The organism is Streptomyces sp. NPDC045778 (genome assembly GCF_056431945.1).
Genome location: NZ_JBWKJZ010000001.1, coordinates 346497 through 369986, shown reverse-complemented (window position 1 = coordinate 369986; position 23490 = coordinate 346497). Strand labels below are relative to the sequence as shown.

General features: G+C 71.7%; 21 protein-coding genes. 13 read left to right on the top strand and 8 right to left on the bottom strand.

All coding sequences use genetic code 11. From position 1 onward, the window contains the following. The first annotated feature begins 2 nt into the window (after positions 1-2). From AC07GB_RS01610 to AC07GB_RS01580, 7 genes are all read left to right on the top strand, one after another. Positions 3-560, top strand: a complete 558-nt coding sequence (locus AC07GB_RS01610; RefSeq protein ID WP_478841210.1) for a F0F1 ATP synthase subunit B — start codon at positions 3-5, stop codon at positions 558-560. Then, the gene (locus AC07GB_RS01605) at positions 557-1378 is read left to right on the top strand and encodes a F0F1 ATP synthase subunit delta (RefSeq protein ID WP_478841209.1); all 822 of its coding nucleotides are present in this window, start codon (positions 557-559) and stop codon (positions 1376-1378) included. The genes AC07GB_RS01610 and AC07GB_RS01605 overlap by 4 nt, the downstream gene beginning before the upstream one ends. 124 nt (positions 1379-1502) lie before the next feature. Further along, the gene (gene atpA / locus AC07GB_RS01600) at positions 1503-3095 is read left to right on the top strand and encodes a F0F1 ATP synthase subunit alpha (protein ID WP_478841208.1); all 1593 of its coding nucleotides are present in this window, start codon (positions 1503-1505) and stop codon (positions 3093-3095) included. Between the two features lie 20 nt (positions 3096-3115). Then, entirely contained in the window at positions 3116-4033 is a 918-nt protein-coding gene (locus tag AC07GB_RS01595; RefSeq protein WP_478841207.1) for a F0F1 ATP synthase subunit gamma, read from the top strand. Next, positions 4033-5469, top strand: coding sequence for a F0F1 ATP synthase subunit beta (gene atpD / locus AC07GB_RS01590; RefSeq protein WP_478841206.1), 1437 nt, complete (start codon positions 4033-4035; stop codon positions 5467-5469). Before AC07GB_RS01595 ends, atpD begins: the two co-directional genes overlap by 1 nt. A 131-nt stretch (positions 5470-5600) precedes the next feature. Beyond that, complete coding sequence (locus AC07GB_RS01585; protein ID WP_478841205.1) at positions 5601-5975, top strand: F0F1 ATP synthase subunit epsilon; 375 nt, start codon at positions 5601-5603, stop codon at positions 5973-5975. Between the two features lie 159 nt (positions 5976-6134). Beyond that, on the top strand, positions 6135-6593 hold the full coding sequence (locus AC07GB_RS01580; protein ID WP_478841204.1) for a DUF2550 domain-containing protein: 459 nt from the start codon (positions 6135-6137) through the stop codon (positions 6591-6593). Positions 6594-6620: 27 nt separating this feature from the next. Here AC07GB_RS01580 and AC07GB_RS01575 read toward each other — a convergent pair whose 3' ends face one another. Then, the gene (locus AC07GB_RS01575; RefSeq protein ID WP_478841203.1) at positions 6621-7295 is read right to left on the bottom strand and encodes a response regulator; all 675 of its coding nucleotides are present in this window, start codon (positions 7293-7295) and stop codon (positions 6621-6623) included. Continuing rightward, positions 7292-8470 (bottom strand): sensor histidine kinase, encoded by a 1179-nt coding sequence (locus tag AC07GB_RS01570; protein ID WP_478841202.1) that lies wholly within the window; start codon positions 8468-8470, stop codon positions 7292-7294. Before AC07GB_RS01570 ends, AC07GB_RS01575 begins: the two co-directional genes overlap by 4 nt. A gap of 241 nt (positions 8471-8711) precedes the next feature. Here AC07GB_RS01570 and AC07GB_RS01565 point away from each other — a divergent pair, with 241 nt between their 5' ends. Then, entirely contained in the window at positions 8712-10985 is a 2274-nt protein-coding gene (locus tag AC07GB_RS01565; protein WP_478841201.1) for an MMPL family transporter, read from the top strand. Between the two features lie 132 nt (positions 10986-11117). Here AC07GB_RS01565 and AC07GB_RS01560 read toward each other — a convergent pair whose 3' ends face one another. From AC07GB_RS01560 to AC07GB_RS01550, 3 genes are all read right to left on the bottom strand, one after another. Then, positions 11118-12974 carry a glycosyl hydrolase family 18 protein gene (locus AC07GB_RS01560; protein ID WP_478841200.1) on the bottom strand — a complete coding sequence of 619 codons (1857 nt, stop codon included), beginning with the start codon at positions 12972-12974 and terminating at the stop codon, positions 11118-11120. A 211-nt stretch (positions 12975-13185) separates the two neighbouring features. Beyond that, positions 13186-13833, bottom strand: coding sequence for a response regulator (locus AC07GB_RS01555; RefSeq protein ID WP_478841199.1), 648 nt, complete (start codon positions 13831-13833; stop codon positions 13186-13188). Beyond that, complete coding sequence (locus AC07GB_RS01550; RefSeq protein ID WP_478841198.1) at positions 13830-15029, bottom strand: sensor histidine kinase; 1200 nt, start codon at positions 15027-15029, stop codon at positions 13830-13832. The genes AC07GB_RS01555 and AC07GB_RS01550 overlap by 4 nt, the downstream gene beginning before the upstream one ends. Positions 15030-15208: 179 nt before the next feature. On the opposite strand from AC07GB_RS01550, the gene AC07GB_RS01545 reads away from it, so the two are divergent. After that, positions 15209-15859, top strand: coding sequence for a hypothetical protein (locus AC07GB_RS01545; RefSeq protein ID WP_478841197.1), 651 nt, complete (start codon positions 15209-15211; stop codon positions 15857-15859). Here AC07GB_RS01545 and AC07GB_RS01540 read toward each other — a convergent pair. The 3 genes from AC07GB_RS01540 to AC07GB_RS01530 all read right to left on the bottom strand — a co-directional run bounded on the left by AC07GB_RS01540 (position 15856) and on the right by AC07GB_RS01530 (position 18095). Next, positions 15856-16428 carry a cob(I)yrinic acid a,c-diamide adenosyltransferase gene (locus tag AC07GB_RS01540; protein ID WP_478841196.1) on the bottom strand — a complete coding sequence of 191 codons (573 nt, stop codon included), beginning with the start codon at positions 16426-16428 and terminating at the stop codon, positions 15856-15858. The genes AC07GB_RS01545 and AC07GB_RS01540 overlap by 4 nt on opposite strands. A gap of 40 nt (positions 16429-16468) precedes the next feature. Next, the gene (locus tag AC07GB_RS01535) at positions 16469-17218 is read right to left on the bottom strand and encodes an ABC transporter permease (protein ID WP_478841195.1); all 750 of its coding nucleotides are present in this window, start codon (positions 17216-17218) and stop codon (positions 16469-16471) included. A 94-nt stretch (positions 17219-17312) separates the two neighbouring features. Then, entirely contained in the window at positions 17313-18095 is a 783-nt protein-coding gene (locus AC07GB_RS01530) for an ABC transporter ATP-binding protein (protein WP_478841194.1), read from the bottom strand. A gap of 84 nt (positions 18096-18179) precedes the next feature. On the opposite strand from AC07GB_RS01530, the gene AC07GB_RS01525 reads away from it, so the two are divergent. From AC07GB_RS01525 to AC07GB_RS01510, 4 genes are all read left to right on the top strand, one after another. Next, a complete protein-coding gene (locus tag AC07GB_RS01525) occupies positions 18180-18818 on the top strand; it encodes a TetR/AcrR family transcriptional regulator (protein ID WP_478841193.1) in 639 nt (212 codons plus the stop codon). A gap of 171 nt (positions 18819-18989) precedes the next feature. Continuing rightward, on the top strand, positions 18990-19838 hold the full coding sequence (locus AC07GB_RS01520; RefSeq protein ID WP_478841192.1) for a 3-hydroxyacyl-CoA dehydrogenase family protein: 849 nt from the start codon (positions 18990-18992) through the stop codon (positions 19836-19838). A 172-nt stretch (positions 19839-20010) separates the two neighbouring features. Continuing rightward, positions 20011-20334: an STAS domain-containing protein gene (locus AC07GB_RS01515; RefSeq protein ID WP_030361223.1), complete on the top strand. Its 324-nt coding sequence runs from the start codon at positions 20011-20013 to the stop codon at positions 20332-20334. Between the two features lie 276 nt (positions 20335-20610). Next, positions 20611-23448 carry an ATP-binding protein gene (locus AC07GB_RS01510; RefSeq protein WP_478841191.1) on the top strand — a complete coding sequence of 946 codons (2838 nt, stop codon included), beginning with the start codon at positions 20611-20613 and terminating at the stop codon, positions 23446-23448. The last annotated feature ends 42 nt before the right edge of the window (positions 23449-23490 follow it).

Sequence of the window (23490 nt, the reverse complement as noted above, 5' to 3'; positions counted from 1 at the left end):
ATGTGATCGCCAACCTGGTTCAGCTGGCGGCCGAGGAGAAGCAGAACCCGCTTATTCCTCCCGGCCCCGAGCTGCTTGTCGGCGCCATTGCCTTCGCCATCGTTTTCTTCTTCTTCTGGAAGAAGCTCCTCCCGAACATCAACAAGGTTCTGGAAGAGCGCCGGGAGGCGATCGAAGGCGGTATCGAGAAGGCCGAGGCCGCCCAGACCGAGGCCCAGAGCGTTCTTGAGCAGTACAAGGCTCAGCTCGCCGAGGCACGGCACGAGGCCGCGCGACTGCGCCAGGAGGCGCAGGAGCAGGGCGCCCAGCTCATCGCCGAGATGCGGGCCGAGGGCCAGCGGCAGCGCGAGGAGATCGTCGCCGCCGGTCACTCCCAGATCGAGGCCGACCGCAAGGCCGCAGCACAGGCCCTGCGCCAGGACGTGGGCCAGCTGGCCACCGAACTGGCCGGCAAGCTCGTCGGTGAGTCCCTCGAGGACCACGCCCGCCAGAGCCGCACCATCGACCGCTTCCTCGACGAACTCGACGCGAAGGCGACGAAGGCCGAGGCGACTCGATGACAGCGCATGGAGCGAGCCGCGAGGCGCTTGCCGCCGCGCGCGAGCGCCTCGACGCGCTGACGGACAACACCGCGGTCGACGCGGGGCGGCTCGCGGACGAGCTGGCCGCCGTCACCGCGCTGCTCGACCGGGAGGTCTCGCTGCGTCGGGTCCTGACCGACCCGGCGCAGGCCGGCGAGGCCAAGGCCGAGCTTGCCGGGCGCCTGCTCGGCGGCAAGGTCGGCGGCGAGACCGCGGACCTGGTGGCCGGCATGGTCCGGTCCCGCTGGTCCTCCTCGCGCGACCTGGTGGACGCCGTCGAGGAGCTGGCCGACGTGGCCGACCTGACCGCCGCGCAGAAGTCGGGCGCGCTGGACACGGTCGAGGACGAGCTGTTCCGCTTCGGCCGGATCGTCGCCTCCAGCACCGAGCTGCGAGCGGCGCTCACCGACCGCGCCGCCACCGCCACGGCCAAGAGCGAGCTGCTGCGCGGCCTGCTCGGGGGCAAGGCGACGGCGACCACGGAGCGTCTCGTCGAGCGCCTTGTGACCGCGCCCCGTGGACGTAGCCTGGAGTCGGGACTGGAGTCCCTCTCCAAGCTGGCCGCGGACCGCCGGGAGCGCATGGTCGCCGTCGTCACCTCCGCTGTTCCGCTGTCGGACCAGCAGAGGCAGCGGCTCGGCGCGGCACTCGCCAAGATCTACGGCCGGCAGATGCACCTGAACCTCGACGTGGACCCCGAGGTCCTCGGCGGGATCCGGGTGCAGGTGGGCGACGAAGTCATCAACGGCTCCATCGCGGACCGCATCGAGGACGCGCACCGCCGCATGGCGGGCTAGCAACTCAACAAGCAAGACCGAACGGCCCGAGTTGGGCCGTGCAGAGGATTCACCTCTTCCTGGGGGGAGTCCCCATCCCCCCCAAGTGAAACTTCGGGCCCAACAAGGAGAGCAGGGAACCCAGATGGCGGAGCTCACGATCCGGCCGGAGGAGATCCGGGACGCGCTGGAGAACTTTGTCCAGGCGTACAAGCCGGACGCGGCCTCGCGCGAGGAGGTCGGTACGGTCACCCTGGCCGGCGATGGCATCGCGAAGGTCGAGGGCCTGCCCTCGGCCATGGCCAACGAACTGCTGAAGTTCGAGGACGGGACGCTCGGTCTCGCGCTGAACCTGGAAGAGCGCGAGATCGGTTCGATCGTCCTCGGCGAGTTCAGCGGCATCGAAGAGGGCCAGTCGGTGCAGCGCACCGGCGAGGTCCTGTCGGTCGCGGTGGGCGAGGGCTACCTCGGCCGCGTCGTCGACCCGCTCGGCAACCCGATCGACGGCCTCGGCGAGATCGAGACCAGCGGACGTCGTGCCCTTGAGCTTCAGGCCCCCACGGTCATGGAGCGCAAGTCGGTGCACGAGCCGATGGAGACGGGCTACAAGGCCGTCGACGCGATGACCCCGATCGGCCGTGGCCAGCGTCAGCTGATCATCGGCGACCGCCAGACCGGCAAGACCGCCCTGGCCGTCGACACGATCATCAACCAGCGCGACAACTGGCGCTCGGGCGACGTGAACAAGCAGGTCCGCTGCATCTACGTCGCCATCGGCCAGAAGGGCTCGACCATCGCCTCCGTGCGTGGTGCCCTCGAAGAGGCCGGCGCGCTGGAGTACACGACCATCGTCGCCGCCCCGGCGTCCGACCCGGCGGGCTTCAAGTACCTGGCCCCCTACACCGGTTCGGCCATCGGTCAGCAGTGGATGTACGAGGGCAAGCACGTCCTCATCATCTTCGACGACCTCTCGAAGCAGGCCGACGCCTACCGCGCCGTGTCCCTGCTGCTCCGCCGCCCGCCGGGGCGCGAGGCCTACCCGGGTGACGTCTTCTACCTGCACTCCCGCCTCCTCGAGCGCTGCGCGAAGCTCTCGGACGAGATGGGCAAGGGCTCGATGACCGGTCTGCCGATCGTCGAGACCAAGGCGAACGACGTGTCGGCGTTCATCCCGACCAACGTCATCTCCATCACCGACGGCCAGTGCTTCCTGGAGTCGGACCTGTTCAACGCCGGCCAGCGGCCCGCCCTGAACGTCGGTATCTCCGTCTCCCGAGTCGGTGGTTCCGCGCAGCACAAGGCGATCCGTCAGGTCTCCGGCCGACTGCGCGTCGACCTCGCCCAGTTCCGTGAGCTGGAGGCGTTCGCCGCCTTCGGTTCCGACCTGGACGCCGCGTCGAAGGCGCAGCTGGAGCGCGGCCAGCGCATGGTCGAGCTGCTGAAGCAGGCCCAGTACCAGCCGATGGCCACCGAGGACCAGGTCGTCTCCATCTGGGCCGGCACCACCGGCAAGATGGACGACGTGCCCGTCGCCGACATCCGCCGCTTCGAGAAGGAGCTGCTCGAGTACCTGCACCGCAAGGAGCAGGGTCTGCTCACCTCCATCAAGGAGGGCGCCAAGATGTCGGACGACACGATCACGGCCATCGGTGACGCCGTAGCCGCGTTCAAGAAGCAGTTCGAGACCTCGGACGGCAAGCTTCTCGGCGAGGACGCTCCTGCCGCTGCCGGCAAGTGACGACGGAAGGGACCTGACTCATGGGAGCCCAGCTCCGGGTCTACAAGCGTCGCATCAAATCCGTCACGGCGACCAAGAAGATCACCAAGGCGATGGAGATGATCGCCGCCTCGCGCGTCGTCAAGGCGCAGCGCAAGGTGGCGGCCTCCACGCCGTACGCGACCGAGCTGACGCGCGCGGTCACGGCCGTCGGTACCGGCTCGAACACCAAGCACCCGCTGACGACGGAGGCGGAGACGGCGACGCGAGCCGCCGTGCTGCTCCTGACCAGCGACCGCGGTCTGGCCGGCGCCTTCAACTCCAACTCCATCAAGGCCGCGCAGCAGCTGACCGCGCGCCTTGAGGCCGAGGGCAAGGAGGTCGACACGTACATCGTCGGCCGCCGCGGTGTGGCCTACTACAACTTCCGCGAGCACAAGATCGCGAAGCAGTGGACCGGCTTCACCGACCAGCCCGAGTACGCGGACGCCAAGACGGTCGCGGCCCCGCTGATCGAGGCCATCGAGAAGGACACGGCCGAGGGCGGCGTGGACGAACTCCACATCGTCTACACCGAGTTCGTCTCGATGACGACGCAGACGGCGGTCCACGGCCGCCTGCTGCCGCTCAGCCTCGACGCGGTGGCGCAGGAGTCGGACGCGAAGAGCGAGATCCTTCCGCTCTACGACTTCGAGCCGTCGGCGGAGGACGTCCTCGACGCCCTCCTTCCGCGCTACGTCGAGAGCCGCATCTACAACGCGCTGCTGCAGTCGGCTGCCTCCAAGCACGCCGCCACGCGCCGCGCGATGAAGTCGGCGACCGACAACGCCGGGGACCTGATCCAGAATCTGTCCCGGCTTGCCAACGCGGCCCGCCAGGCCGAAATCACCCAGGAAATCAGCGAGATCGTCGGTGGCGCCAGCGCCCTGGCCGACGCGAACGCGGGGAGTGACAAGTAATGACGACCACTGTTGAGACCGCGACGGCCACGGGCCGCGTCGCCCGGGTCATCGGCCCGGTCGTCGACGTGGAGTTCCCCGTCGACGCCATGCCGGACATCTACAACGCCCTTCACGTCGAGGTGGCCGACCCGGCCAAGGACGGCGAGAAGAAGACGCTGACGCTCGAGGTCGCCCAGCACCTCGGTGACGGCCTCGTCCGCGCCATCTCGATGCAGCCCACCGACGGTCTGGTCCGCCAGGCCCCGGTGACCGACACGGGCACCTCCATCACGGTGCCCGTGGGTGACTTCACCAAGGGCAAGGTGTTCAACACCCTCGGTGAGGTGCTGAACGTCGACGAGCAGTACACGGGCGAGCGCTGGGGCATCCACCGCAAGGCGCCGAACTTCGACGAGCTCGAGTCGAAGACCGAGATGTTCGAGACCGGCGTCAAGGTCATCGACCTTCTCACCCCGTACGTCAAGGGTGGAAAGATCGGTCTGTTCGGCGGTGCCGGCGTCGGCAAGACGGTGCTCATCCAGGAGATGATCTACCGCGTCGCCAACAACCACGACGGTGTCTCCGTGTTCGCCGGTGTCGGCGAGCGCACCCGTGAGGGCAACGACCTCATCGAGGAGATGTCGGACTCGGGCGTCATCGACAAGACCGCCCTCGTCTTCGGCCAGATGGACGAGCCCCCGGGCACCCGTCTGCGCGTGGCCCTCGCCGGTCTGACCATGGCGGAGTACTTCCGCGATGTGCAGAAGCAGGACGTGCTGTTCTTCATCGACAACATCTTCCGCTTCACCCAGGCCGGTTCCGAGGTCTCCACGCTGCTCGGCCGCATGCCGTCCGCCGTGGGTTACCAGCCGAACCTGGCCGACGAGATGGGTCTCCTCCAGGAGCGCATCACCTCGACCCGTGGTCACTCGATCACCTCGATGCAGGCGATCTACGTCCCCGCGGACGACCTGACCGACCCGGCCCCGGCCACCACCTTCGCCCACCTCGACGCGACGACGGTGCTCTCCCGTCCGATCTCGGAGAAGGGCATCTACCCGGCCGTGGACCCGCTGGACTCCACGTCCCGCATCCTGGACCCGCGGTACATCGCGCAGGACCACTACGACACCGCCATGCGGGTCAAGAACATCCTGCAGAAGTACAAGGACCTCCAGGACATGATCGCCATTCTCGGCATCGACGAGCTGGGCGAGGAGGACAAGCTGGTCGTCTCCCGTGCCCGTCGCGTGGAGCGCTTCCTGTCGCAGAACACGCACGTCGCCAAGCAGTTCACCGGCGTCGACGGTTCGGACGTCCCGCTGGACGAATCGATCGCCGCGTTCAACGCGATCTGCGACGGCGAGTACGACCACTTCCCCGAGCAGGCGTTCTTCATGTGCGGTGGCCTCGAGGACCTCAAGGCCAACGCCAAGGAGCTCGGCGTCTCCTGAGTCCCGTGACTCTCGGTGGAGGGGCGGGCCCGGCCCTCGCGGGGGACCGTGTCCCGCCCCTCCCCACACGCCACGTAGAATTTGACCCAACACCCGGCCGAACCGCCGGGTGGTGACCCGAGGAGCCACCCTTGGCTGCTGAGCTGCATGTCGAGCTGGTCGCCGCGGACCGCAGTGTCTGGTCCGGCGAGGCCACCCTGGTCGTCGCGCGCACCACGTCCGGCGACATCGGCGTCATGCCCGGTCACCAGCCGCTGCTCGGTGTGCTGGAGTCGGGCCCGGTGACCATTCGTACGAGTGACGGGGGCACTGTCGTCGCCGCTGTGCACGGCGGATTCATCTCGTTCGCGGACGACAAGCTGTCGCTGCTCGCCGAGATCGCCGAGCTGTCCGACGAGATCGACGTCCAGCGTGCGGAGCGGGCGCTCGAGCGTGCCAAGTCGGAGGCCGACGCCTCCGCCGAGCGGCGCGCCGACGCCCGACTGCGTGCGGTGGCGGCGCGCTGACCCCAGCGCGCGGCGTAACGTGACTCAGCCGCGGCCAGGTCCGGAACCTTCCGGACCGGGTCGCGGCTGCGGCAATGCGGGTGCTTTTTCGGGTGCGGTAGTTCGGTCCGTTTCGGGAAGTCGTGTTGAGACTGTAGTGAGGCGAGGAGGTCGGTGCCGATGATCCTCGTTCTGCTCGTGTGCGGACTTGCGTTGATCGCGCTGGTGTTGCTGGGGCTCTTCGTCTTCGGCCTGCGCCGCAGACTCATCCAGCGGTCCGGCGGCACCTTCGACTGCAGCCTGCGCTGGCACGCGCCCGACCCCCATGAGGCCCCCGACACCTCCGGTAAGGGGTGGGGATACGGGGTCGCCCGTTACAACGGGGACCGGATCGAGTGGTTCCGAGTCTTCTCGTACGCCCCCAGGCCGCGGCGTGTCCTGGAGCGGTCGGCGATCGAGGTCGTGGACCGGCGGGCGCCCGACGGCGAGGAGGAGCTGGCGCTGCTCTCCGACGCGGTGGTGCTCGGCTGTCTCCACCGTGGTGTGCGCCTCGAACTCGCGATGAGCGAGGACGCGCTGACCGGTTTCCTGGCCTGGCTGGAGGCCGCGCCGCCCGGCCAGCGGGTGAACGTGGCCTAGGCCCTCCCGCGGCCCCGCCCGCCCGGGCTACTGGCCCGCTGTGACCAGGCCCGACTCATAGGCCGCGATGACCGCCTGGGCGCGGTCGCGGGCGCCCAGCTTGGCGAAGACCGCCGTGACGTGGTTCTTCACCGTGGAGGGGCTGATCCGCAGCGCCTCGGCTATCTCCGTGTTGTCGTACCCCCTGGCCATCAGCGTCCAGACGTCCGTCTCCCGGGACGTGAGGTCGGGGCGCACGCGCTGCCCCGCCGTGCGGGGCGCGGGCGTGGTGACGTACGCGGAGATGAGCCGGGTGAGCAGCCGCGGGGCCACCGCCGCCTCGCCGCGGCTGACGGTGTGGACGGCGGCCACCAGCTCCTCGGGCGAGACGTCCTTCGGCAGGAAGCCCGCCGCGCCCGCGCGCAGCGCGCCGACCACGTACTCGTCCATGTCGAAGGTGCTCAGGGCGAGGACGCGGCACTCGGGAAGCTCGGTGGTGATGGCCGCGGTGGCCTCGACGCCGTCGAGGCGGGGCATGCGGATGTCCATCAGGACCACGTCGGGCCGGAGCTGAAGCGCGAGGTCCACGGCCTCGCGGCCGTCCCCGGCCTCGCCGACGACGCGCACGCCGGGGTCGGCGTGGAAGATGAGCGCGATGCCCCTGCGGACCAGCGGCTGGTCGTCGGCTATCAGGACGCTCAGGGGCTCTTCGGACGATGTCAACGGACCGTCGCTCTCTCGTGGGACGTGGGGGTCTGCTCGCCGGTGGGCAGGGGCAGTGTCGCAAGGACCCGGAAGCCGCCCTCGGGCCGGGCACCCGTCTCCAGCTCGCCGCCGTGCAGGGCGACGCGTTCGCGCATGCCGACGAGGCCGTGCCCGGCGCGTCCCTTGCGCGGGGCGCCGCCGCGGCCGTCGTCGCGGATCTCGACGGTGAGCCGCTCGGGGCCGTAGCAGAGGCGCACGGTGGCGTGGGCGCGGCCGGCGTGCTTGCGGACGTTGGTGAGGGCCTCCTGGACGATCCGGAACACCGTGAGGCCGAGGGTGGGCGCCAGGTCCTGGGGTACGCCCTCCACGAGCAGCTCCGTCTCCACGCCCGCCTGGCACGAATCGGCGACCACCCGGGGCAGGTCGTCGACGCCGGGCTGGGGCGCGGCCGGGCCGCCCTCGGTGTCCTCGTCGGTGCGCAGGACGTCCAGGAGCTGCCGCATCTCGCTGAGCGCCAGGCGGCCGGAGTCCTCCAGGGACTTCAGGGCGTCCTGGGCCAGGTCCACGTCGTGCTGGACCACCTTGCGGGCGCCGCCCGCCATCAGCTGCATCGCGGTGATGTGGTGCGCGACGACGTCGTGCAGCTCGCGGGCGATGCGGCGGCGCTCGGCGGCGACCGCGCCCGCGGCGAGCAGCTCCCGGTGGGCGGCGAGCTGCCGCTGCCACTGGCGCGCGGCGAAACCGGCGACGACCGCCATGCCGAGGCCCACCACGTCCGCGATGAGCGCCCGCACCAGCTCCTCGTCCTCGCCGATGCCGGGCACCTGGAGCACGATGAGGGTCACGGCGCCCGCGGCCACCGCGACGCGCGGCGGCCGCTCCAGGGCCACGGAGAACAGGGCGACGACGAGGGAGATGGACAGGCCGTACGCGTTGGCGGCGAAGCAGCTGATGACGGTCAGGTTGACGAGGACGGCGGCCAGGGCGGTCAGGGGGCGGCGCCGGTGCCAGATCAGGAGGACGGGGAACAGGAAGTGCAGCGCGAAGACGCCCGCGCTCCAGTTCACGCCGTTGGTGCCCACGTTCAGTGTGTAGGCGGTGAGGTCGAGGACCGCGGCGGCGAGCGCCACCTGGACGTCCCGGCGGCTCGGCCTGCGGGTGCCGGGTCGTGGCGGGTGGCTGCGCGCGTGCATGCCGTGCTGACTCCTTGCCGGGGGGATGTGTGTGTCCATTCCAGTCTGCGGGATCGGCGCGGGCGTCGTCCTCGGGACCGAGTGCGGCTTAGGAGCAGGGTCCTGGTCCGGCGGCGGGCCGTGGCCCTGCTCCCGGGGCGGTTTCGTCGCAGCGGGCGAGGAGAACGCGGGGGAGCCGGTGATCTTCTGGAAGGGCCCGGTGGGACCGGGCTCCACCCACCTGCCGGAGGAACCCGGAACCATGATCAGATCCCTGACGGCGTGCACCACACGCCATGCCTGGAAGTTCATCCTGCTGTGGACGGTGGTCGGCGTGGCGCTGACCCTCGTCGGCCAGGCCAAGCTGAACAGCGTCACCGAGCCCGACATCGCGGGCTTCCTGCCGAAGTCCTACGACTCCGCGGCAGCCCTGAAGATCGCCGAGGACGAGTTCGGGGCCAAGCCCGACGGCAACGCCGTCACGGTGCTCGTCGCCCGTGAGGACGGGCGCAAGCTCGCCGCGGGCGACAGCGAGCGCATCGACAGGATCGCGGCCGGGCTCGGCAAGCAGCGCCTGAAGATGGCCAATCCCGACGACGTGCCGTCGTTCATGATGACGGACCACTCCCAGACGCCGGTCGTCAGGCCGCTGGCCGACGCGCCGGACAAATCGTTCCGCCTGGTCTCCGTCTCGCTCAAGGGCAACCAGAACGACCCCGCGCTCCAGGAGGTCTTCCGTGACTTCCGCGAGCGCGCGGAGAAGGCGTACGACCGGGCGGACCTGCGCACCGGGTACACCGGCGGGATCGCGGACCTCGCCGACACGGCGGAGGACCAGGAGGACACCGAGAAGCTGGTCGGCATCCTGACCATGGGGCTCATCGTGCTCCTGAACGTCCTCGCCTTCCGCAGTGTGCTCGCCGCGCTTCTGCCGCTGCTCGCCGTCACGATCATCGGTGGTGCCGCGACCGGCGCGGTGGTCGGCGCGGCCCTGCTGTTCGACTTCAAGCTCGACCCGTCGACGCCGTCCCTGATCACCGTGGTGCTCCTGGGCATCGGCATCGACTACTTCCTGTTCCTGCTGTTCCGCTTCCGCGAGCTGCTGCGGGCCGACCCGGCGGCGCGGCCCCGGGACGTCGCGGGGGAGTGCGCGGGCCGGGTCGGCGCGGCCATCGCGTCCGCCGCGCTCACCATCGTGGCCGCGTTCGCCACCCTGGGCATCGCCAGCTTCGGGCAGTTCAAGGTGCTCGGCCCGGCCATCGCGGTGTGCGTCCTGGTGATGCTCGTCGCCAGCCTCACCCTGATGCCGGCGCTGCTCGCGGTGTCCGGGCGCAAGATGTTCTGGCCGTCGCGGGCGCTGCGCAAGGAGCCGCGCCCCGGGATGAGCGCACGGCTCGGGGAGCGCGTCGCCCGGCGGCCGTTCCTCTTCGTGGCCGCCAGCATCGGCCTCCTGGCCGCGCTGAGCGCGGGCGCGCTCGGCATGAAGATGGACTACGGCACCGACGCGGGCCCCGACGACACGCCCGCGGCGGTCACGGCCGCGGAGATATCCAAGGCGCTGCCCGGCGGGGTGGACAGCCCGCACACCGTGTACGTGGCGGGCGACGGGTCGAAGAAGGTCACGCTCGACCGGGCGGGACTCGAAGGCCTCACGAAGGACCTGAAGGCCGTCGAGGGCGTCGGGCGCGTGGCGCGGCCGGTGCTCAACAAGCAGCACACGGCCGCTAAGGTGGACTTCTACCTGGACATGGACGTGCAGTCGCAGCGGGCCCGCGACGTGGTCTCCGACCAGGTGCGGCCGACCGTCTCCAAGGCGGCGCCGCCCGGCACCGAGGCCCATGTGTCCGGCCAGGCCGCGATCTTCTCGGACATCTCCGAGGCGGTGTCGAAGGACCTCAAGGTGGTCTTCCCGGTGGCCGCCGCGCTGATCGCCCTGATCCTGGTGGCCCTGCTGCGCAGCCTGCTCGCGCCGCTGGTCCTGATGCTCGCCATCGGGCTCGGCTTCACGGCGACGCTCGGGTCCGGCGTGCTCGTGTTCCAGCACCTCCTGGACCGGCCGGGCGTGTCCTTCACGCTCCCGCTCGTGCTCTTCCTGTTCGTCGTCGCCCTCGGCACCGACTACAACATCCTGATCAGTGACCGCATCCGGGAGGAGATGGGGCGGCCCGGCTCGGCCCGGCAGGCGGTGTCCGCCGCGGTGCGGCACACGGCCCCCGCCATCGTCACCGCCGGAGTGGTCCTCGCGGGCTCCTTCGCGAGCCTCGCGGTGAACCCGTCCCCGGCCACCCAGGAGATCGGCCTCGTCACCGCGCTCGGCATCGGCCTGTCGTCGCTCGTCCTCTCGATCGTCCTGGTGCCCGCGGTGGTGGCGATGCTCGGCCGGGCGACGTGGTGGCCCTCGCGGTCGGGCCGCGGGTCCGGCGGCGCGCACGGCGGCGGCCACCGGGCACCCGCGCCCGCGCCGCACGGGACGTACCCGGGCCCCTACCAGCAGCAGGAGTACGGATCGCCGTACGGCTCGGAGGCCCGCCGCTGACGGGCGGGCGCGAAGAAGCCGGGGAGGCGGGGGGCGTTCCCGCCTCCCCGGCTTCGTCATGGCCCCGGCCGCGTCAGGGGGCGGAGCACGGCCGGGGTCGCCGAGGGGGTGCCTCGGGCCCTCGGGGGAGGGCTACTTCAGGCCCTCGTGGATGGCGTTCACCAACTCGCCATTGGCGGTGTCACCGCTGAACTCCCAGAAGAAGGCGCCGCCCAGGGACTGCTCCTTGGCCCAGGCCATCTTGGCCCGGATGGTCGCCGGGGTGTCGTACGACCACCAGTTGGTGCCGCAGTGGGCATAGGCCGTGCCCGCCACGGTGCCGTTGGAGGGGCAGGAGTTCTTCAGGACCTTGTAGTCCTCGATGCCCTGCTCGTACGAGCCCTGGGCGGGTCCGGTGGCGGTGCCGCCCGGCTCCTTCTGCGTGACGCCCGTCCAGCCGCGGCCGTAGAAGCCGATGCCGAGCAGGAGCTTCTTGGCCGGTACGCCCTTGGCCTTGAGCTTGGCGATCGCCGCCGCCGAGTTGAAGCCCTGCTTGGGGATGCCCGGGTAGTCGGTGAGCGGGGAGTGCGGGGCCGTGGGGCCCTTGGCGTCCCAGGCGCCGAAGAAATCGTACGTCATCACGTTGTACCAGTCGGCGTACTCGGCGGCGCCCCCGTAGTCGGCGGCGTCGATCTTGCCGCCGGGCGAGGCGTCGGCGGTGATGGCGGCGGTGACGAGGTTGTTCGCGCCGAACTTGGTGCGGAAGGCCTGCATCATCGTCTTCATCACGGCCGGGCCGGAGGTGTCACAGCTCAGGCCGCACGCGTTCGGGTACTCCCAGTCCAGGTCGATGCCGTCGAAGACGTCGGCCCAGCGCGGGTCCTCGACCAGCTTGTAGCAGGAGTCGGCGAACGCCGCCGGGTTCTTCATGGCGTCGGTGAAGCCGCCGGACCAGGTCCAGCCGCCGAACGAGTAGAGCACCTTGATGTGCGGGTACTTGGCCTTGAGCTTGCGCAGCTGGTTGAAGTTGCCGCGCAGCGGCTGGTCCCAGGTGTCGCCGACCCCGTCCACCGACAGGTTGGCCGGGACGGCCTTGTCGTAGTCCGCGTAGGCGTCGCCGATCGTGCACTTGCCGCCCTGGACGTTGCCGAAGGCGTAGTTGATGTGCGTGATCTTCTCGGCGGAGCCGGAGGTCACGAGGTCCTTGACGTTGTAGTTGCGCTGGTAGATGCCCCAGTTGGTGAAGTAGCCGAGCTTCACCTTGGCGCCCGGGTCGGGGCCGGGGCCGCCGCCGGTGGTGCGGACCTTCACCGAGGCGCTGACCGGGCCCGTCTGGTCGGCGGTGTCACGGGCCTGCACGCTGTAGGAGTAGTCGGTGCCTGTGGCCAGGCCGGAGTCGGAGTACGTGGTGCCGGTGACCGTGGCGACCTTGGTGCCGTCGCGCAGCACGTCGTAGTTCTTGACGCCCTTGTCGTCGGTGGCGGCCTTCCAGTCCAGCTTCACCGAGGTGTCGGTGATGCCGGAGGCGGTCGGGGTGCCGGGGGCCGAGGGCGGGGCGTCGCCGGGCTGGCCGCCGCCGTCGCAGCTCTCGCCGTTCAGCTTGCAGCCCGAGGGGTTGCCGGCGCCGCTGCCGTTGAACCCGAAGGAGACCGAGGCGCCGGGGGCGAGCGTCCCGTTCCAGCCGAGGTTCTTGGCGGTCCAGTGGTCGGCGGAGTTGGTGATGGTCGCGTCCCAGCCGGAGGTCACGCGGGTCCCGGCGGGGAAGTCCCACTCGACGGTCCAGCTGCTGATCGAGGCGGTGCCGGTGTTCTTGATCGTCCACTTGCCCTCGAAGCCGGCGCCCCAGTCCTGGGTCTTCTGGTACGTGGCGGTGGCCCCGGCGGCGGCCTTGGGCGGGGCGTCCGGCGCGGCCTGTGCGCTGCCCGAGAGCGCGACGAGGGTGGCGAGGGGCAGCAGCAGGGTGGTGAGTCCCGCCGTCAGCCGGTGTCTGAACCTGAGTTTGACGCGCAAGGTGTGCTCCTGGGGTGAGTTCCTCGGTGGGGGTGATGGAACTGGTGGAACCCTGCGACGCCCATGAGCACGTTGTGCACGTTCTGTGCCCATCGCAGTGCGGCGAGAATAGAAAGGTCTGGACCAACGGTCAAGAGGTTCAACCACTGGCCGAAAAGGGGCAGTTGGGGCAGACAGGCCCGCCCGGCGGGCCCGGGCGGGCCAGGAGCGATCAGACCCCCAGCTCCTGGGCGAGCACCGCCGCCTGCACCCGGCTGCGCAGCTCCAGCTTCCCGAGCAGACGGCTCACGTGCGTCTTCACCGTGGCCTCCGCCATGTCCAGGCGCCGGGCGATCTCCGCGTTGGACATGCCCTCGCCGAGGCAGGACAGGACCTCGCGCTCGCGCCGCGTCAGGGCGTCGAGGATCGCGGGGTCGGGCGCGTCCGCGGAGCGCACCGGGCGGGGCGCCGCGAACTCGGCGATGAGGCGGCGGGTGACGGCGGGCGCGATCAGGCCCTCGCCGCGCGCCACCGTACGGACCGCGTCGAGCAGCGCCCTCGCCTCCGTGTTCTTGAGCAGGAACCCCGACGCTCCCGCGCGCAGCGCCCCGAAGACGTACTCGTCCAGGTCGAACGTCGTCAGGACGAGCACGTCCGCCAGCTGCTCGGCGACCACCTGGCGCGTGGCCGACACGCCGTCCAGGCGCGGCATCTGCACATCCATCAGGACGAGGTCGGGCCGCAGCTCACGGGCGAGCGCCACGGCCTGCTCGCCGTCCGCGGCCTCGCCGACGACCTCGATGTCGGGCGCGCTGCGCAGGATCAGGACGAGGCCCGCCCGCACGGCGGACTGGTCCTCGGCGACGAGGACACGGATCATTCGGTCACCTCTTGGTCTGCGGGGTCCACGGGCAGCCGGACGGCCACCCGCCACACCTTGCCCGCCGGCGTTTCCGGGTCGGCGTCGGGGCCCGCCGTGAACGTGCCGCCGAGCAGCGCGACGCGTTCCCGCATGCCGACGAGCCCGGCGCCCGAGCCGGGCGCGCGGGGGCCAGGCGTGTCCCCGTACGGGCTCGTGACCAGCACGCACAGGGCGCCCCGCGGCTGGGTGAGGGACACGGTGACCCGGCCGGGGGCCGCGTGCTTGAGCGCGTTGGTCAGCGACTCCTGCACGATGCGGTACGCGGCGAGGCCGACGGGCGCGGGCAGGGCCTCGGCGTCCGGGGCGCGGGTGTCGTCGAGGGTGACGTCCAGGCCGTTGGCGCGCGCGTTCTCCACGAGGGAGCCGAGCCCGTCCAAGGTGGGCGCGGCCACCGGCTCCAGGTCTCCACTGGAGTCCCGCAGGATGCCGATGAGGCGGCGCATCTCCGCGAGGCCCTCGACGCTGTTCTCCCGGATGACGCCGAGCGCGTCCCTGCTGGTCCGCGGGTCGTCGAGGGAGAGCGCGGCGGTGGAGTGGATGGCGATGGCCGACAGGTGGTTGGCGACCATGTCGTGCAGCTCGCGGGCCATCCGGGCGCGCTCGGCCGTCACCGCCTGGGTGCGGTCCATCTCGGCGAGCAGCGCGGTCTGCTCGGCGCGCAGCCTGGCCATCTCGGCCGCCTCCCGGTGGCTGCGCACGAGGACACCGGTCGTCGCGGGTGCGAACGACACCAGGGCGACGACGGCGCCGATGAGCAGCGCCTCGGCCTCCCGGAACCAGGCCAGGAAACCGATCGTCGTCGCCACGGTGATCAGCCCCGTGGTGACCGGGATGCGCCGGGCCGCCGCCGGGGTGCCGTACACGACGGCCGCGTACACCAGGTCCGTGAACATCACGGCCGTCGCCAGATTGCCCGGCGTGAACTGGTCGGCGATCAGCGCGAGGGTGCCGCAGGCCAGGGCCGCCTGCGGCGCCGTCCTGCGCAGCAGCCCCAGGCCCGCCATGACGCACAGCGGCACCAGCGTCCACCCGTGGCCGAGGGGCCGGCCCATTTGCATGTGCAGCCCCAGCGCCCACAGGGCGACGCCGCTGACCAGACTGGCGACGGCGATGCGCACGTCGACGACGTCGGGGCGGGGGAGCGGCAGCGGCATGCCTCCATCCAACACGGCGTACGCCGCCGCGGCCTCCCTATGCCGGGCGAAGCCCGCGTCCCCCGAGTACACCGAAGGATGCACCCCCACTTCGTCACTGGCGACGACGATCCGCGGCCGCGCGGCCGCGAGCCTGGAGTGGTGACCGGGAAGACCAGCGCGTCCGGGAGGAACGAGCCGTGATCGTCACACTGATCATCATCTGCGAAGTGGGCTTCTGGGCGTTGCTCGCCGGCGGGCTCGCCCTGCGGTACTGGGCGAAGATGCCCCGCACCAGCGTCGCGGTCCTGCTCTGCGAGCCGCTCCTCGAAGTCGTCCTGTTCGTGGTCACGGCGATCGACCTGAAGAACGGCGCCGAGCCGGACTGGAAGCACGGCCTGGCCGCCGTCTACATCGGCTACTCGGTCGCGCTCGGCCACTACACGATCAAGTGGGTGGACGTCCGCGTCGCCCACCGCTTCGCGGGCGGCCCGAAGCCGGTCACGCCGAAGTACGGGTGGCCGCGCGCGCTGCACGAGTGGAAGCTCGCCGCGCGCTGGGTGCTCGCCGCGGTGATCGCCATGGCCCTGCTCCAGGGCGCGATCTGGTACGTCGGCGCCGACGGCGAGACCGGGTCGCTGCGGATGTGGCAGCAGAAGATGCTCTGGGTGATCGGCATCAACCTGATCATCGCGGGCAGCTACACGCTGTTCCCGAAGCGGATCCCGGCCCCCGGCCCGCGGGAGACTGCCGGGGAGCGCCCCGAAGGGGCACAGGGAACCGCGCGATCAGCCACAACGGACCCGCAGGCGGGCGACGGCCCGGCGCGGCACTTCCAGCGAAGCGGCTAGCGTTCGCCGCCGGGCACCCACAGCACGTCCCCGACCTCCTTGTTCGCCGTCCTCGCGAGGATGAACAGGAGGTCGGAGAGGCGGTTGAGGTAGGTGGCGGTGAGCGGGTTCATCGTCTCGCCGTGCGCCTCAAGAGCGGCCCACGTGGAGCGCTCGGCCCGCCGCACCACCGTGCACGCCTGGTGCAGGAGCGCCGCCCCCGGCGTACCGCCGGGCAGGATGAAGCTGCGGAGCTTGTCCAGGTCCTCGTTGAAGCGGTCGCAGTCCGCCTCCAGCTTGTCGACGTAACCCTGCTCGACGCGCAGCGGCGGGTACTCCGGGTCCTCGACGACGGGGGTGCACAGGTCGGCGCCCACGTCGAAGAGGTCGTTCTGGACCCGGGTGAGGACCGCCGTGACCTCCGCGTCGAGGCCGCCGATGGCGATGGCCGTGCCGATGGCCGCGTTGGCCTCGTTCGCGTCGGCGTACGCGGAGATCCGCAGGTCGGTCTTGGCGGTCCTGCTCATGTCGCCGAGGGCGGTGGTGCCCTTGTCGCCGGTACGGGTGTAGATGCGCGTCAGATTGACCATGCGGCCAGGGTAGGTGAGCCCGCCACCGGCCGGGCGGGCGCTAGGACCCCGCGGAGCGGACGACGCGGGTGCCGACCACCACGGCGGCGGCCGCGAAGGCGACGGCGACCAGGACGCCGTACAGCATGTGCGCGGTGGCGTACTCGCCGACGTACGCGTCGCGGACCGCGTCCACGAGGTACCGGAACGGCGTGAAGTGCGAGAGCACGTCCAGCCAGCCGGGCCCGAGCGTCATCGGCAGCATCAGGCCGGAGAGCAGCATGGACGGCATGGCGAGTCCGTTGACCGTCGGGCCGAACTCCTGCGGGGTGCGGACCTTGAGGGCGAGCGCGTACGACAGAGCGGCGAGCGCGACGGTCAGCAGGGCCACGAACACGAAGCCGATCAGGATCCCGGCGAGCGGCGCCCGCAACCCCATCACCAGCGCGGCCAGGACGAGCAGCACCGCCTGGAAGACGAAGAGCGCGGCGTCCCGAAGGAGCCGCCCGAGCATCAGCGCGAGCCGGCTGACCGGCGTCACGCGCATGCGCTCGACGACGCCCCAGCTGTTCTCCAGGATCAGCGCGAAGCCGCTGAACGAGGCGCCGAACAGGCTGAGTTGGAGCAGCAGGCCCGGCACCAGGACCTGCCAGGAGTCGGCGTCGGCCGCCAGCGGCAGATCGGTGAGCAGCGGGCCGAAGAAGAGCAGGTACAGCAGGGGCATCAGCACCCCGAAGAGCATCTGGAACCGGGAGTTCAGGGTCTGGCGGGCATAGCGCCGGAACAGCAGCGCGGTGTCGTGCACAAGCATGGGGGCATCCGGGGTGTCGACGGGTCGGTGGGGACGGCGGCGGGGACGGGGACGGCGGCGGTGACGGGGGCGGCGGGCCCGGCCGGGCGCGGGGTCAGACCGCGACCGGCGCGGTGTCCACGGGGGCCGGGCCGCGCCCGGTGATGGCGAGGAACGCATCCTGGAGCGTGGCGTCGGGCGAGCCCGCGTACCGCTCCTTGAGCGCGGCCGGGGCGCCTTCGGCGACGACCACGCCCCGGTCCACCACGACGATCCGGTCCGCGAGGGCGTCGGCCTCGTCCAGGTAGTGCGTGGTGAGGAAGACCGTGGTGCCGTGCTCGGCGCGCAGGTGGCGCACCAGCTTCCACAGGTCGGCGCGGCTCGCCGGGTCGAGCCCCGTGGTCGGCTCGTCCAGGAAGAGGACGGCGGGCCGGTGCACGAGCCCGAGCGCGATGTCGAGCCTGCGCCGCTGGCCTCCGGAGAGCGCGGCGGTCTTGCGGCCGAGCAGCTCGGTGAGGCCGAGGTCGGCCGCCAACTCCTCGGCGCGGGCGGCGGCTTCGGCCTTGGCCAGGTGGTAGAGCCTTCCCTGGAGGACCAGCTCGTCGCGCACGGTCTCCTGCGGGTCGACGCCGCCGGACTGGGCCACGTACCCGATCTTCGCGCGCACGCCCGCCGGGTCCCGCAGCAGATCGTGGCCCGCGACGGTGGCGGCGCCGCCGGTGGGCGGCAGGAGCGTGGTGAGCATCCGCAGGGTGGTGGTCTTGCCCGCGCCGTTCGGCCCGAGGAAGCCGAGGATCTCGCCGGGCTCGACGGTCAGGTCGACGCCGCGCACGGCCTCCACGGGGCCGCTCTTGGTGGCGAAGGTCCGGGCGAGCCCGGCCGTACTGATGATTGCCATGGAGACAACAAAAACAGAGTCACTGAAATTTTGCAATGCCACCAATTTTTCATGGACCCCCAGAACGGCACCTAGGATGAGGCCATGGCTGAGGGACTCAGGGAGCGCAAGAAGCGGCAGACCAAGCAGCGGATCTCGGACGTGGCGACCGGGCTCTTCCTGGAGCGCGGCTTCGCCGCCGTGACCGTCGCCGACGTCGCCGAGGCGGCCGACGTCTCCGTCAACACCGTCTACAACTACTTCCCGGCCAAGGAGGACCTCTTCCTCGACCGGGGCGCGGACATGGTCGACCGGCTCTCGCGCTGGGTGCGCGGCCGGCGGGCCGGGGAGTCCGCCGCCGACGCCGTCCTGCGCGAGCTGCGCGCGCTCGTCGAGGGCGTCTCGCCCACCGTCGGACTCTTCGGGGGCTACGCCGACTTCATGCGGGTCATCACCGACTCGCCCGCCCTGCGCTCGCGGCTGTGGGCCATCCAGCAGGAGAGCCTGCACGACCTGGAGGTCACCCTGCGCGCCGATGCGGGCCCCGGCGGAGGCCATCTGCCCGACCTCGTCGCGGGCCAGCTCAACTGGCTGCACGCCCACGTCCTGGCCTGGATCGGCGCCGAGATGGTCGAGCGGCGCGACCCCGGCGAGGTCTCCCGCGAGGCGCTCGTCCTCATCGACGAGATGGAGGAACTCCTCAGCGAACAGGTCCTCAACTACGCCGTCCGCGAGGCCTCCTGACCCCGCGCGGGCCCCCTGGCCGCCCGCCCCGGTGTGATGTCCGTCAAACGGCACGTGGCGTGCGTCTCTTCACCGCCCCAGGGCAGCTCACGAGCGCTAGTGTCCGCTGGAGAGCGAAACGTAAACAGCGTGTTAGCGCTCCGTCATACGCCAGGCAAGGGGAGTCGTAACGTGGCACGAAAGCTCGCCGTCATCGGAGCCGGACTCATGGGGTCCGGCATCGCCCAGGTCTCCGCCCAGGCGGGCTGGGACGTGGTCCTGCGCGACGTCACCGACGAGGCGCTGACCCGGGGCACCGACGGCATCAAGGCCTCGTACGAGAAGTTCGTGAGCAAGGGCAAGCTCGACGCCGAGACCGCCGAGTCCGCGCTCGGCCGCATCACGACCACCACCGACCTGGACGCCGCCGCCGACGCGGACGTCGTCGTCGAGGCCGTCTTCGAGAAGCTGGAGGTCAAGCACGAGATCTTCCGCACCCTCGACAAGCTCGTGCGGGACGAGACCGTGCTCGCCTCCAACACCTCCGCCATCCCGATCACCAAGATCGCGGCCGTCACCGAGCGGCCCGAGCGGGTCGTCGGCGCCCACTTCTTCTCGCCGGTGCCCATGATGCAGCTGTGCGAGCTGGTCCGCGGCCACAAGACCAGCGACGAAACCCTCGCCACCACCCGCGAGTTCGCCGAGTCCGTCGGCAAGACCTGCATCGTCGTCAACCGCGACGTCGCGGGCTTCGTGACCACCCGCCTCATCTCCGCCCTCGTCGTCGAGGCCGCCAAGCTCTACGAGTCGGGCGTCGCGACCGCCGAGGACATCGACATCGCCTGCAAGCTCGGCTTCGGCCACGCCATGGGGCCGCTCGCCACCGCGGACCTCACGGGCGTCGACATCCTCCTGCACGCCACCGACAACATCTACACCGAGTCGCAGGACGAGAAGTTCGCCGCCCCCGAGCTGATGCGCCGGATGGTTGACGCCGGTGACATCGGCCGCAAGAGCGGGCAGGGCTTCTACAAGCACTGAGCACGAACCCGGACGTGCTGTCACTCCGAGGGTCACCCCTCGGAGTGATTTCGGTATCGGTTCGCTTACAGACGGCAACTTCCTCACCCACGTGACAGTCAGTTGCTGTGACATACGCAGACGCCTTGCGGCACGGGCGTCACACACGACACGGCACTCTCGGGGAGCGCATATGCACATCAGGGGCGACCAGGCCCAGCTGGTCGTCGGGGGACGCCTCGACGTACGCAGCGCGGCGGACGCCCGTACGGTCCTGCACTCGGCCGTCGACGACGGAGCCGGTGACCTGGTGCTCGATCTGTCCGAACTCGACTCGTGGGACGCCACGGGTCTCGGCGTCATCATGGGCGCGCACCGGCGCGCCGGGCGATGCGGACGCCGGCTCGTCCTGCGCGGCGTGCCGCCGCAGATGCAGCGCCTGCTCGTCGCCACCCGACTGCACCGCATCCTCGCCATCGAGGGCGGCATCGGCGTCGAATCGCTTCCTCGCGTCTGACCCACGGACGCGTCTGACCCGCGGGCCCCTCGCGTCCGCCACGCGGACAAGCGGCGCGAGCGGTGCGGGACGGCATCACACGCGCAATCCTCACGAGACTGTGACGTCTCGGGCCGCGCGGTACCCCGCCTTCCGCGGAGATACTGAAGACGGTTTAGGGTTCGGTCCGCCCGACGATTGACGAACCCACACGGGGGCACCGGACCAGAAGCGACAGCGCGGTGTGCCCAAGGCCGGAGGGGGCTTCGCACACGACGCATCTGGGGGGCTTGGACCATGGACCCGACGAACCGGGGCCCGCAGGAGTACGGTCGCGACGCCTTCGAAGGCCGCGACGACTCCACAGGCCACGACGATTACGCCGACGGTGACGGATACGCCGACCGTGACGGCTACGCCAGCCGTGACGACTACGCCGACCGTGACGATTACGCAGGCGGTGACGATTACGCGGGCGGTGACGGCCACGATGCCGGTGCGCTCGGTGCGCCCGGTGCGCCCGACGCCCACGACGGCGCGGCGCGCGAGAACCGCCCGCCGCAGCACGACGCCTCGACGGGACCCGCGCACACCCGCGGCCCCGGCACACCCGGCCTCGGCACACCCGCGCGCGTGCGCGCCGTCCAGCTCGTCTCCGGCGACTTCCTGCTCACCGTCAACCCCATAGACGGCAGCGAGATAGAGACCTGCCCGCCCGGCGAACAGCCCGACCGCCCCCGCAAGTACACCGCCGCCGAGCGCGCCGAACGCCGCAGGGCCGCCCTGCCGCCCGTGCCCACCGGCCCCGCCGTCGCCCGCCCCCCGCTCCTCGAACGCCAGGAGGAACGCCGGCGCCTGGTGCGCCTGCTCGCCCGCGGCCGCTCCGTGCGCCTGACCGGACCCGCGGGCTCCGGGCGCACCTCGCTGCTCGACGCCGTCGCCGAGGACTGCGCGGACCTCGCCCCCGACGGCGTGATCCGCCTCTCCGGCTACCACCGGACGCCCACGGACCTCCTGTACGACCTGTGCGCCGCCGTCCACGACACCCGGCGCCACCGCCCCGACCGGGCCCTGCTCGCCGAACTCGTCGGCGAGATAGGCGCCGTCGTGATCCTCGACGACCTGGAGTTCGGCGGCACCGCGCTCGAAGAGCTGCTCGACGCCACACCCGAGTGTGCCTTCCTCGTCGCCGCCACCCCCGACATCGCCGCGCCCGCCCCCGAGTCGCACCTCGAAGAGATCTTCCTCGGCGGCCTCGGCCGCGGCGGCTCCCTGGAACTCCTGGAGCGGGCCGTCGGCCGCGTCCTCACCGACGAGGAAGCCGACTGGGCGGGCGGCCTGTGGTTCGAGTCCGAGGGTTTGCCGCTGCGCTTCGTACAGGCCGGGGCCCTGCTGCGGCAGCGCGACCGGCTGCGCGCCGACCCCGCCGCCCTCGAGGACTTCGCCGCGTACGACGCCCCGGACGCGGCGGCACCTGGGGACGACGTGCCGCTGCCCTCGCTCGCCGACGGCGCCGCGCCCGCGGCGCTGCTCGCCTCCCGGCTCAGTCCGTCCGCGCGCGCCGCCCTGCGGTTCGCCGTCGCGCTCGGCGGGGAGCTGCCGCACCCGGCGCACCTGCCCGCGCTCGTCGGCGACACCCACGCCGACGCGGCCCTCGCCGAACTCGTCGACTGTGCCCTCGTGACCCCGGCAGGCGGGCACTACCGGCTCGCCGCCGGAGTGCGCGTCCAGCTGGAGAACGCCGGGTACGCCGACGACGCCGCCGCGCACGTGCAGTCCGCCGCGCAGCACTACGCCTGGTGGTCGGGGCACCCCTCGGTCGCCGCCGAGCGCGTCGCCGCCGAGGCGGACGCGGTGCTCGCGGCGCTCACCGCGCTCGTCGCGGCCCGCGGCGGGACGGCCACCGCCTCGGGCACGGTCGCCGACGAGCCCTCTGCCGCGGTGCTGCTCGCCCGCACCGTCGCGCCCGCCTTCGCCGCCGGGCTCGACTGGGGCTCCTGGGAGCGGGCCCTGCGCGCGGGCCAGGAGGCGTCCCGCACCGCCGGTGAGGTGGCCGAAGAGGCGTACTTCCACCACGAGTTGGGCATCCTGGCGCTCTGCGGCGGGCGGCTCGACCGGGCCCGCGCCGAACTGGAGGCCTCCATCGGCCTGCGCGGCGCCCTCGCCGACAAGCGCGGCATGATCGCGGGCCGCCGGGCCCTCGCCCTGGTCGCCGACCGCTCCGGCGGGGTGCTGCCCGGGGGCCGCACGGCAGCGGGTGAGGAGGTGCCGGACGCCCGGTCCGAGGAATCCGCTTCCCCGGCGGGCGGCGTGCCCGCCACCTTCGTGCCGGGTGTGTCCTCCGCACCGTCTGGGTCGTCTGGGTCGTCTGGGTCGTCTGGGTCGTCTGGGTACTCCGTACTGTCCGTACCGTCGGTGCCGCCTGTGCCTGGCGTGCCGACCGCCTCGCCCGACGAGGCGGAGACCGTGGTCAGCCGGCAGGCCGGGCCGCCGACGGTGCCCCGGCCCGCGCCCGCCCGCCGCGCCATCCTGCGCGGCGCGCGCCGCAACCTGGTCGCCGCCGGGGCGGGCGCCCTGCTCGTCGCCGTGCTGGGCACGATGGTGACGCTCGGCGCGACCTCCGGCGACGACGGTGGGCCGCCCGACAAGGTCCGTACCGACCAGTCCGCGAGCGCGGACGACGACGGGGGCGGGGACGGCGCCGACAAGCCGGGCGACGGCTCCGCGCGCCGCCCCGCAGACCCGGGCAGGGACGGCGTACCCGGCACCTCCGACGACCCGACGCCGCCCGGCGGCGGCAAGCCGGCCCGCGGCGGCGGTGGCGACGGCGGCGGCGCCACGCGGTCGCCCTCCGGCACGCCCAGCGGGAAGCCGTCGGACAAGCCCACCGACAGGCCGACGACGCGGCCGCCGACGTCCAGGCCGCCGACCTCGCGTCCGCCGACGTCCCGGCCCCCGACGTCCAGGCCGCCGACCACGCAGCCGCCGACGTCCCAGCCGCCCACGTCCCAGCCGCCGACGACGCCGTCATCGCCGAACACCTCGAACTCGGCGAGCCGCCCGGTGTCGTCCTCGCCGCCGGTGAGCAGCGCCAGCTCGTCGTCCGACGGAGCGCCCGGCCCGTCGACCGCCTGAGCGCACATGTGAGAGGGGGCGGGCCCGGCCGGGCCCGCCCCC